General features: G+C 37.6%; 3 protein-coding genes and 1 pseudogene. All 4 read left to right on the top strand.

The window, feature by feature from the left end; all coding sequences use genetic code 11:
- Positions 1–177 precede the first annotated feature (177 nt).
- Positions 178–663, top strand: a complete 486-nt coding sequence (locus ASU00_RS24000) for a hypothetical protein (RefSeq protein WP_057915946.1) — start codon at positions 178–180, stop codon at positions 661–663.
- 329 nt (positions 664–992) lie between these two features.
- Positions 993–1472, top strand: a complete 480-nt coding sequence (locus ASU00_RS23995; RefSeq protein WP_057915945.1) for an SRPBCC family protein — start codon at positions 993–995, stop codon at positions 1470–1472.
- Positions 1473–1596: 124 nt separating this feature from the next.
- Positions 1597–2929 (top strand): annotated as a pseudogene (locus tag ASU00_RS24910) (IS3 family transposase).
- A gap of 373 nt (positions 2930–3302) precedes the next feature.
- Complete coding sequence (locus tag ASU00_RS23980) at positions 3303–3800, top strand: P-loop nucleotide/nucleoside kinase family protein (protein WP_057915944.1); 498 nt, start codon at positions 3303–3305, stop codon at positions 3798–3800.
- The last annotated feature ends 275 nt before the right edge of the window (positions 3801–4075 follow it).

The raw sequence follows: 4075 nt of genomic DNA, 5'->3' as shown, positions 1-4075 counted from the left end.
GACACATCCTCTCAAAAATCATTGTAAGGACTTAACTAAAATGTGTCCATGAAACTATACTAACTCCAGAAAGCTAAGAAATCCATTTTTGAATTACAAAATAGTGCAGCATTAAATGATAACATATACCATTTTACTTACAGGAAAGAAGAGAAGTTAATTCACTGTTTTTATGTAGTGGAGAATTGGGATGAACCTGAACGGTTTCTCTTTATTGAGAATAACGAACTGTATGATGAATTCACTTCACAATTTGGAAGTGAAGGTGAAGCAGAGGTTGGTAGAATGGATACTTATTTAGATATTGACTCATTGGAAAGTGTTGTTGAAAAACTGACAGATACAATAGAGAATGGTTATTATTTGGAAGACCGCGTGTGTCATTTGTATGGACAAGGTATGTGGAATGATAAGGCTTTTATTGTTGCTAATCGGGTTGCTTTAGAGGAACTTCGTGATGCTATTAATATGGCGTTAAGCAACGGGGAATTTAGATTATCTTCATCAACCTCAGATAATGAACCATATGATTTGTTTATCTCATGTGTTCCATCTGTTTTTGATTGGGATAACATTGAATTGCCTTATCATGACGAGACCTATTTTAATAAAACAACCTCTCCAGTTAAAGCATTTGATAAATATAGATATAAACTCAAATAATTATTCGTTTTCTTAAGCTACTACAGGTGCTTTACTTCAATAAGGAAGGTTGCTTTGGCAGCCATAGAAGTTTCTTATGGCACTAACGGGGCAGTTTAGCTGAAGAGAGGTTTTTAACTTGTGTTCAACAATCGGGCCAGATTGTTGAATAACACGAAAATGATTTTATTATTGTTTTTTAGTTATATAAATGTTTGGTACTATAAAAGCATGGACACAAATATGCGTATTGTTGATGTTTTTTCTGAGCCTATACAAACTTTAATTTGTTTTTTTGAATTAGTGGTGAATAGCAAGACTTCAAGGATATAAAGAAGGAGGATGAAATGATGAATGAATATGGTACACTACATGAGTCAAACGGTCGTTATGCTTTAAAATTCGAACGATTTTTCCCTCATAATCCAGAAGATGTTTTCCGTGTCATTACGAATCCTAGTTACTTCTCCCAATGGTACCCTTTCGCAACAGGGGAGATGGATCTCAGACTTGGTGGCAAGATTACCTTCGAAGACAGTGAAGGAACGACATATATGGGTACCATTACAGAGTTAGAAAAGCCATATTTATTTGGTTTCCGTGAAGTTGATGATCTGATAAACATTTTATTGCGGGAAGAGGATAAAGGGTGTCGAATGATCTTTACCCATACTTTTAACGATGATTCATGGGCAGTTAATACCGCGGCAGGATGGCATAGGTGTCTGGATGTATTGGTCCAAATCGTCAATGGTAATCCAATTAAGTGGCACGAAAACTCAGCTAAGCTGCGTAAAATCTATAGTGAAGCATTTAATATGGAACCTTAAAAGAATATAAAAAGTTATTCCATTATGAACTATACCCCGGATAACGGACACACATAAAAAAGTGTCCCTTATCCGGGTTTTTTTATGTTTCAATAGATGTAATGAGTATGGACGGAGGGTTTCTATGAGTAAGAATCTATATACTGAATTCCAGATTAAAGAACTTGAAAAGAATCCAAATATCATTAGTGCTTCCGAGCGATCTATTTCCTATAGTCCGGAATTTAAGACAACAGCTGTTAAGGAATATAAAAAGGGGAAAGCCCCCTCTCAAATTTTCATTGACCAGGGTATTAATCTCGAAGTAATTGGAAAGAAACAACCCAAACGTTGCCTACAGCGCTGGCGTAGTACCTTTGAAAGGTTTGGTGAGGAAGGCTTTCTTACGGGAACGCCGTGGAAAAGGAAGTACAGGACGCCCCACTTCCAAGCCTCAGTCTGTAGAGGAACAACTTTGGAAAGCCGAGGCGAGAATCAAATTCCTTGAAGCAGAAAATGACTTCCTAAAAAAGCTGGAAGAGTTAGAAAGGCGGGCGTTGAAAAAGAAATAATTCTAGCTGCAGCTGAGAAGTTCTATCTGATTGAAAGAACGATCAGGCGATACCAGTTAAAAAAGGCTGTTTCCTATTTATGCAAATTGGCTGGTGTAAGTCGAAATGGCTACTATGATTGGTTAAAGGCAGCTCCAACCCGTGAGCTACGCGAGTAACAGGATGATTTGGACATAGAATTAATTAAAAATATATTCCTCAGTAAAAAGGAGAAAGTAGGAGCCCTCCAGATTAAAATGGTTATGGAAAATGATTATTCGGCCATCATGAATCATAAGAAAATTAGACGGTTGATGGCAAAATATAATCTCATAGCGAAAATCAGAAGGGCCAACCCATATCGGAAAATGGCCAAGGCAACCAAGGAGCACCTTACTTGTCCAAACCTCCTGAATCGTAAATTCAATCAGAAGGTACCAGGGAAGGTTCTACTTACTGACATTACCTATCTTTATTATGGGAAAGGTCAAAAAGCGTATTTATCCTGCGTAAAAGATGCCGCCACAAAAGAAATCGTTACGTACCATTTATCCACTTCATTAGAAATGGATATCGTTTACGAGACTTTAAATAAGCTAAAGCAGGCTGTGTGTCACGAGTTCCATCCGAGTAATCCTTCATTCTGACCAGGGGTTCCATTACACCCATCCGCTATTTCAACGCAAAGTGAAAGAACTTGGGATAACCCAATCCATGTCCCGCAAGGGAAACTGTTGGGATAATGCGCCAAAGGAAAGTTTCTTTGGCCACTTTAAGGATTTGGCAGAATATAAAACATGTACTAATTTAACCGATGTGAAGGAAGAAATTGATCGAGTTATTGAAGAATATAATGAACATCGTTACCAATGGGGGCTAATGAAAATGGCCCCGGTACAATACCTGGACCACTTATTAGCCGTTTAGGCACTTTTTTATACTGTCCGTAAAATGGGGCACAGTTCATTATAGGGCGCTTTTCTTTAATAAGAAGGCGCCTTTTTTGTATTGCACCAGATTCTGAAAAAACACATTTTAGGATTGGATTATGTTAAAGTTTAGAAGAGATTGTGAAGGTTTCTACTTAAACTATAGGGTGCTTTACTTCAATAACAGGGGTTGCTGCGGCAGCCTTTTTCTAATGGAACTATCGGGGCAGTTTAGTTAAACAAGGGTTTAGAATTTTGTGGTAGTATTTTTAAAGAGGAGGAAGATTTTAATGAAGAATCTAAACCATAAATTTCTCTTATTTTTCAAGGTGGGAAACAACCACTAAAATAAGCTCGGGGGGTTAAAAAATATGAAACAATTGGGGACGCTATACTTTTTCTGTGGAAAAATGGGCGCAGGAAAATCAACAAAATCAAAACAATTGGCGATAGATAAACATGCGGTAATGTTGTCTGAGGATGAATGGCTTTCATCTCTTTATCCCGATCAGATTGCATCATTTGAGGACTATCTAAAATTCTCAGCGCAGCTCAAGCCATTGGTGAAAAAGCATGTCCAAAACATATTAAGTGTCGGTACAGATGTAGTGATGGATTTTCCAGCTAACACTCAAAAACTGAGAAAGTGGTTTTTGGATATGGCGTCAGAGGCCAATGCAAACCATCAACTAATTTTCCTTAATCTAAATAACGAGCAATGCTTACGTCAAATTGCACAAAGGCGTAACGAACAACCCGAAAGAGCAGCTTTTGACACGGAAGCAGTGTTTATTCATGTTAATAAATTTTTTGAAGCACCAGTAGCATCCGAAGGTTTAAATATTTTAGAGTTTAGTGGAAAAGAATAACAAGGAGTTCAACACAGCGTTAAATGAGATGATTCGTGTGTAAAGAGTAACTTCTGTTCTTGGCAGGATTCTTTATGATATAAAATGAAATGTGAGTAAGAAAAGTTTTAATGTATATATGTTGAAATCTATGTAACTTTGTGAAGTGGTACACTAAAACTAACGGGTGCGTTAGCTGAAGATCAGAGCTGTCTTTAAGGCAGCTCTTTTCGTGCGCCCGGCATGGGTGCAATCTATAGGGTGTGAGTCCCGAACCATGAAGGCAGTAGTAATGG

The sequence above is a fragment of the Peribacillus muralis genome (genome assembly GCF_001439925.1).
GTDB classification, from domain to species: domain Bacteria; phylum Bacillota; class Bacilli; order Bacillales; family DSM-1321; genus Peribacillus; species Peribacillus muralis.
The sequence above is the reverse complement of the archived record's forward strand: the minus strand, read 5'-3'. Positions and strand labels throughout refer to the sequence as shown.

Bases quoted from the DNA above. Each gene is read 5' to 3' on its own strand.
- ASU00_RS23995 (WP_057915945.1), top strand. From the start codon at position 993: ATGAATGAATATGGTACACTACATGAGTCAAACGGTCGTTATGCTTTA.
- ASU00_RS23980 (WP_057915944.1), top strand. From the start codon at position 3,303: ATGAAACAATTGGGGACGCTATACTTTTTCTGTGGAAAAATGGGCGCA.